The sequence below is a fragment of the Kitasatospora sp. NPDC047058 genome, assembly GCF_040643935.1.
GTDB lineage: Bacteria > Actinomycetota > Actinomycetes > Streptomycetales > Streptomycetaceae > Kitasatospora.
In genome coordinates this window covers 21,850-28,393 of record NZ_JBEYVJ010000079.1, presented here as the reverse complement: position 1 = coordinate 28,393, position 6,544 = coordinate 21,850, and the positions used below count along the sequence as shown (strand labels likewise).

Genomic DNA, 6,544 nt, shown 5'->3' with positions numbered 1-6,544 from the left:
GCGCTCCCCGGTGGGGTGCGCGGCGGCCCATGAGGCGTACCGGGTTGTCTGACGGGCAAGCCCTTGTGGAGCGGGTCAGGCGGAGAGCGGTTCGGGCTGCTCACCGCGGCGGACGGGGGCGGGGTGGGCGGCGTGCGCCCGGCCGAGCGGCACGGTGTGCCCGGCGTCGGTATGGTCGTGGTGCTCGTACTCGCCCCACTGCGGGGCGCGCAGCAGGTCGCCGCCGCCGTACGGCTCCAGGTAGGGACGCCAGCGCGGGTCCTTGATCCCGGTGCCGATGATGCGCCAGGCCAGGCCGCTCGGCGGGGCGGGCGGGCGCTTCATCCGCCACCCGAGTTCGGTGAGGTGGCGGTCGGCCTTGGTGTGGTTGCAGCGGCGGCAGGCCGCCACCACGTTGTCCCACCGGTGCTGGCCGCCCCGGCTGCGCGGGATGACGTGGTCGACGCTGGTGGCGGCGGCCCCGCAGTAGACACAACGGCCGTGGTCGCGGGCGAACAGCGCCCGGCGGGTGAGCGGGACGGGCCCGCAGAAGGGGACCCGCACGAAGCGGGTCAGGCGGACGACGGACGGCGCCGGAAGGGCGCTGGTGGCGCTGTGCAGAGTGACTCCCGAGTCCTCCAGGCTGACCGCCTTGTGATTGAGGACCAGGATGAGTGCGCGGCGCATCGATACGACGCCGAGTGGCTCGTAGGACGCGTTGAGGACCAGGACATGCGGCACGGATGCCTCCTTGGACGCCTGCGGCGCGTGGCTCGCGCCGGGACGAGCGGTTCGACCACGCAACGGGTGCGTGATCTCCCCCAGTGTCGCCTTACGCCTTTGTACGGCGCCACCACTCCTGTGTAACGGACCCGGCATGAACACCAGGTGTGGCTTCTGTCATACCCCGTATGCCCGGGCGACGGACGGGTTGCACCCGGGCCCCCTCCGGGGGACGGTGGCGGGCCCCGCGCGGGCACCCCTCCGGCGGACGGCCCGGCCGGTCGGGGCAGCCGGGGCGGCGGGCGGACGACGCGGCTGGTCGGAGCCCGGTCCGGGCCGGGTCGTAGCGCGGCCGCAGCCCGGTTGCGGCCCCGGTGCGGGGAGCGGAGCAGGGGCGCGCCGGGGCGTTGACGGGGCGTCCGGGCGGTTCGCGCACGCCCGGCGGCGGCTCCCGTACGACCGCCCGCCGGCCGTCGGTGTGTCCGGCGGGCGGTTCCGCGGCCGATAGGCTAAGGCGGACGGTCCGCAGGCCAGGGGCATGCTTCCGCGGCGGCGGGCTGTGCCACGCCCCCTGCAAGGAAGGTCCCGCACGTGCTCCGGTCCGGTGCCGTCGGCCTGTTCGCCGACGAGTCCACGACGCTCACGACCACGACGGGTCCGGCCGGATCGCCGGCCCCGGCCCCCAGCCCGACGGCCCCCGCGCTGCCGCAGCTCGACCTCAGGATCCCGACCAGCACGCAGGAGGTCAGCGACACCACCAAGCAGGCGGCCAGCTGGTTCGACTCGCACTGGCAGGAGTGGCTGGCCAGCGGGGTGCGGATCGTCTTCATCATCGTGCTGGCCATGGTGCTGCGGGCCGTGGTGCGCAAGCTGATCACCCAGCTGATAGCGCGGATGATCAAGCCGGGCGAGGACGCCGACGAGCCCGGCCGGCTGGGCGGCCTGCTCGCCAACACCGGGGTGGTCAACCCCGAGCGGCGGCAGCAGCGCTCGGAGGCCATCGGCTCGGTGCTGCGCAGCGTCGCGTCGTTCACCATCCTGGGCACGGCCGCGCTGATGGTGCTCTCGGCGCTCGGGGTGAACCTCGCGCCGCTGCTGGCGAGCGCCGGTGTCGCCGGTGTGGCGATCGGTTTCGGCGCCCGCAACCTGGTCACCGACTTCCTCTCCGGGGTCTTCATGATCATGGAGGACCAGTACGGCGTCGGCGACGAGATCGACACCGGGGTGGCCACCGGCACCGTGCTGGAGGTCGGCCTGCGGGTGACCAAGCTGCGCGGCGCGAACGGCGAGATCTGGTACATCCGCAACGGCGAGGTGAAGCGGATCGCCAACATGAGCCAGGGCTGGTCGACCGCCTCGGTGGACGTCCAGGTCGGCTACAAGGAGGACCTCGCCCGGGTCGAGGAGCTGATCCACGAGACGGCCGAGGCGATGGCCAAGGAGGCGCCGTTCGACGAGCTGGTCTGGGCGCCGATGTCGGTCCTGGGCGTGGAGTCGGTGGCGGCGGACTCGGTGGTGCTGCGGGTCGAGGCCCGGACGGCGCCGGGCAGGTCGCTGAGTGTCGCGCGGGCGCTGCGCCAGCGGCTGAAGACCGCGTTCGACGTGGCCGGGATCAAGGTCAAGGAGGAGGTCGTGCCGGCCGGTGCCGCGGGCGCGGCGGCCGGGGCGGCCTCGGCGGCGGTGGTGCTGACGACCGCGTCGGCGTCGGGCGACGCCGCGCCGCCGTCCGCGCTGGCCGACCCGGCCTCACCGCGGTACCTGGCGACCGCGCCGATACCGGCGCCGGTCAGGCCCGCCGACGACGCCGGGGCCAAGTCGCCCTGACCGCGCCCGGCACCCGACGGCACGCGGCCGCAGCCCTGCCGCCGTGAAAGCGGACGAAAGCCCCGCCCCCCTGCATCCCGGGAGGCGGGGCTTCGTGCTGCCCGGTAACGCTTCGGCATCCACCGCCGGAAGGACCATTGACACCCTCCTGACGGGGACCGTACGGTCCTGTCTCAAGCGACTGGAAAGTTTCCTAACAGTTCGCACCGAAGCCCGAGCCCGAAGCCCGAAGCCCACCCGGCTGCCGCCGGAGCCCGTCCCGGCCGCGCTCGCCCACCCGGCTGCCGCCCGACCTGCGGGAAGAGGAGGATTCCTCGCGTGACCAAGACCACCGCCAAGGCCCCCCTCGCCGGCACCCCCAGCCTGCTGCGGGCCATCAACGACCGCGCCGCCCTGGAACTGCTGCTGGAGAACGGCCCGCTCTCCCGCACCCAGATCGGCACCCTGACCGGGCTCTCCAAGCCCACCGCCTCCCAGCTGCTGGCCCGCCTGGAGGCGGCCGGACTGGTCCTTCCGGTCGGCACCACGGCCGGCGGCCCCGGCCCCAACGCGCAGCTCTACCAGGTGAATCCGGCCGCCGGCTACGTCGCCGGGCTGGACGTCACCAACAACCTCGTCCGGGTCGCGGTCGCCGACATCACCGGCACCACGCTGGCCGAGCACGTCGTCCCGACCAAGGGCTGGCCGGCCGCGGAGACCGTCACCCGGATCGCCGCCGCCGTCGCCGGGGCGGTCCGCGCGGCCGGACTCGCCGAGGGCGCCCTGCACACCGTCACGATCGGCGTCGGCGGCGCCCCCGACCCGGTCACCGGCAAGCTCCGCTACGCCTCCCACCTGCCCGGCTGGCACTCGCCCCGGCTGGTCGAGGAACTCTCCGGGGCGATCGGCGCGCCGGTGTCGATCGAGAACGACGTGAACCTCGCCGCCGTCGCCGAGCAGGCCTCCGGCGCGGCGCGCGGGTTCGAGGACTTCGTCCTGCTCTGGGCCGGGGACGGCACCGGCGCCGCGATCGTGATCGCCGGACGGCTGCACCGCGGCTTCACCGGCGGCGCCGGGGAGGTCGGCTACATGCCGGTGCCCGGCGCGCCGGTCGTGCGGGACACGCGCCGCCGCAAGGCCGGCGGGTTCCAGGAACTGGTCGGCGCACCCGCCGTCCGGGCCCTGGCCCGCGAGTACGGGCTGGGCGCGCCCACGGCCGAGGAGGCGGTCGCCAAGGCCCTGGAGACCCCGGGCGCCGGCGACGACTTCCTCACCGCCCTGGCCGGCCGGCTCGCCGTCGGGCTGGCCGTGATCGTCGCCGTCGTCGACCCCCGGCTGGTGGTCGTCTCCGGCGACGTGCCGACGGCGGGCGGCGAACGGCTGCGCGCGCTCGTCGAGGAGGAACTGGCCCGGATCTCCATGGCCCGGCCGGAGGTCCGCAGCAGCACCCTGCCCGGTTCCCCCGTCCTGACCGGTGCGCTGCAACGCGCGCTGGCCACCGCCCGGGAGGCGGTCTTCTCCACCCACTGACGCTCCCGCCGCCACCCCGAAACGCACCTGCACCCACCTCTCCCCCAACCCCGAACGCGGGACCAGAGGCAATGACGCCTGCCCGCGCACCCCCAGGAGGACCTCGAAGTGCACGCCACCACCTCCCGCAGAGGCCGCCGCACGCTCGCCGCGGTCACCGGCAGCGCCGTCCTGGCCCTGCTCGCCACCGCCTGCACCGGCACCAACGACGCCGGCGGCAACGACGACTCGGCCGGCGGCAAGGACGTCACCATCACCTTCTGGCACGGCTGGAGCCAGGACTCCGAGGTGAAGGCGATCAACGACAACATCGCCGCCTTCGAGAAGGCCCACCCGAACATCCACGTCAAGGCCGTCGGCAACATCGCGGACGACAAGGTCAACCAGGCCCTGCGGGCCGGCGGTGACGACGCCCCCGACGTGGTCTCCTCCTTCACCACCAACAACGTCGGCATGTTCTGCTCGACCAAGGCCTTCGCCGACCTCAAGCCCTTCCTGCAGAAGAGCGGGATCGACGCCGCGAAGACCTTCCCGGCCGCGATGCTCAACTACACGCAGTTCCAGGGCAACCAGTGCTCGCTGCCGCTGCTCGGCGACGCCTTCGGCCTCTACTACAACAGGAAGGCCTTCGCCGCGGCCGGCATCACCGCCCCGCCGAAGACCTTCAGCGAGTTCGCCGAGGCCGCCGCCAAGCTGACCGTCGCCGAGGGCGACGGCTACAAGCAGCTCGGCTTCATGCCGCTCTACCACGGCTACGAGTCCACCACCGAGCACTTCCTCGGCCAGTACGGCCCGGGCTACTTCGGCACCGACGGCAAGTCCTCGATCGCCTCCGACCCCAAGGTCGCCGCGATGCTCGGCTGGCAGAAGGGCCTGGTCGACAAGCTCGGCGGCTACGACAGGCTCGACAAGTACCGGGCCACCTTCGGCGAGGAGTTCAGCGCCAAGAACCCCTTCCACACCGGCCAGGTCGCGATGGCCATCGACGGCGAGTGGCGCACCGCCTCGCTCGCCGAGAACAAGCCCGACTTCGAGTGGGCCACCGCGCCGTTCCCGGTGCCGGACGACCAGGCCGGCACCTACGGCCGCGGCTACCAGACCGGCACCATCGTCGGCATCGCCAGCAGCAGCAGGAAGCAGGCCGCCGCCTGGGAGCTGGTCAAGTACCTGACCACCGACACCGACGCGGTGGTCTCCTTCGCCAACGCGATCCACAACGTGCCGAGCACCTTCGCCGCGCTCGACTCGCCGAAGCTGATCAGCGACCCGAACTTCAAGACCTTCCTGGACATCGCCAGGAACGCGAACTCCGGCACCACCCCGGCGAGCGTCAACGGCGGCGGCTACATCGTGTCGCTGCAGAACCTCGGCTACGACTACGAGTCCGGCAAGCAGGCCGATCTCGCGGCCGGCCTCGCCGCCACCGCCAAGGAGATCGACGCCGCCATCGCCCAGGCGAAGTAGCGGGAACGGCCCACGGAGCTCCCATGTCACTCGCGTCCGCCACCCGCACGGGCACCGGACCGGCCGACCCGGCGGCGCCCTCCACGCAGCACCTGCTGCGCCGGAAGCGCCGCCGGGAGGCGGCCCGCACCCTCGCCTTCCTCTCCCCCTGGCTGATCGGCTTCGGCGTCTTCTTCCTCTACCCGCTGGTCTCCACCGCCTACTTCTCCTTCACGAAGTACAACGGCTTCGGCGCCCCCGCCTTCAACGGCCTGAAGAACTGGGACTACGTCTTCAACGACTACCCGTCCTTCTGGCCCGGCCTGCGCAACACCCTGTGGCTGGTCGTCGTCATGGTGGGCCTGCGGGTCGCGTTCGGCCTCGGCATCGGACTGCTGATCACCAAGGTGAAGACCGGCGCCGGCTTCTTCCGCACCGCGTTCTACCTGCCGTACCTGGCACCGCCGGTGGCCGCCACCGTCGCCTTCGCCTTCCTGCTCAACCCCGGCACCGGCCCGGTCAACCACTTCCTGGGCGAGATCGGGCTGCCGCAGCCCGGCTGGTTCGCCGACCCGGACTGGTCCAAGCCCGCGCTCACCATGCTCGCCATGTGGGGCGTCGGCGACCTGATGGTCATCTTCATGGCGTCCCTGCTGGACGTCCCGAAGGAGCAGTACGAGGCGGCGGAACTCGACGGCGCCGGCCCGTTCCAGCGGTTCCGGTACGTCACCCTGCCGAACATCTCGCCGATCATCATGTTCGCCGTGGTCACCGGGGTCATCCAGACCATGCAGTACTACACCCAGGCGATCGTCGCCGGGAAGGTCGCCGGCGGCATCGCGGGCAACTCCGGGCAGCCGTTCGAGCCCGGCTTCCCGCAGGGTTCCACCTGGACCCTGCCGCAGATGGTCTACAACCTCGGCTTCCAGCGCTTCGACTACGGCGCGGCGTGCGTCGTCGCCCTGGTGCTGTTCGCCATCTCGATGGCCGTCACCTCGATCCTGCTCCGTCGAAAGTCCGGCTTCATGGCGAGCGATGACTAGGGCCGTCCGATCCACAGGACAGG

5 protein-coding genes are annotated in these 6,544 nt (G+C 72.5%); 4 read left to right on the top strand and 1 reads right to left on the bottom strand.

Features of this window, described 5'->3' with window-relative positions; genetic code table 11:
- Positions 1–75: 75 nt before the first annotated feature.
- Positions 76–720 carry an HNH endonuclease gene (locus ABZ885_RS15250; protein ID WP_360187836.1) on the bottom strand — a complete coding sequence of 215 codons (645 nt, stop codon included), beginning with the start codon at positions 718–720 and terminating at the stop codon, positions 76–78.
- A 705-nt stretch (positions 721–1,425) separates the two neighbouring features.
- Here ABZ885_RS15250 and ABZ885_RS15245 point away from each other — a divergent pair.
- The 4 genes from ABZ885_RS15245 (at position 1,426) to ABZ885_RS15230 (ending at position 6,521) form a co-directional block, all read left to right on the top strand.
- On the top strand, positions 1,426–2,526 hold the full coding sequence (locus tag ABZ885_RS15245; RefSeq protein WP_360187838.1) for a mechanosensitive ion channel family protein: 1,101 nt from the start codon (positions 1,426–1,428) through the stop codon (positions 2,524–2,526).
- A 318-nt stretch (positions 2,527–2,844) separates the two neighbouring features.
- A complete protein-coding gene (locus tag ABZ885_RS15240; protein WP_360187834.1) occupies positions 2,845–4,035 on the top strand; it encodes an ROK family transcriptional regulator in 1,191 nt (396 codons plus the stop codon).
- Positions 4,036–4,143: 108 nt separating this feature from the next.
- Positions 4,144–5,499: an ABC transporter substrate-binding protein gene (locus ABZ885_RS15235; RefSeq protein ID WP_360187832.1), complete on the top strand. Its 1,356-nt coding sequence runs from the start codon at positions 4,144–4,146 to the stop codon at positions 5,497–5,499.
- Between the two features lie 23 nt (positions 5,500–5,522).
- On the top strand, positions 5,523–6,521 hold the full coding sequence (locus ABZ885_RS15230) for a sugar ABC transporter permease (RefSeq protein ID WP_360187830.1): 999 nt from the start codon (positions 5,523–5,525) through the stop codon (positions 6,519–6,521).
- Positions 6,522–6,544 lie beyond the last annotated feature (23 nt).

What these genes read in the sequence shown, in the direction of transcription:
- ABZ885_RS15230 (WP_360187830.1), top strand. Translation starts at nt 5,523, where the DNA reads ATGTCACTCGCGTCCGCCACCCGCACGGGCACCGGACCGGCCGACCCG.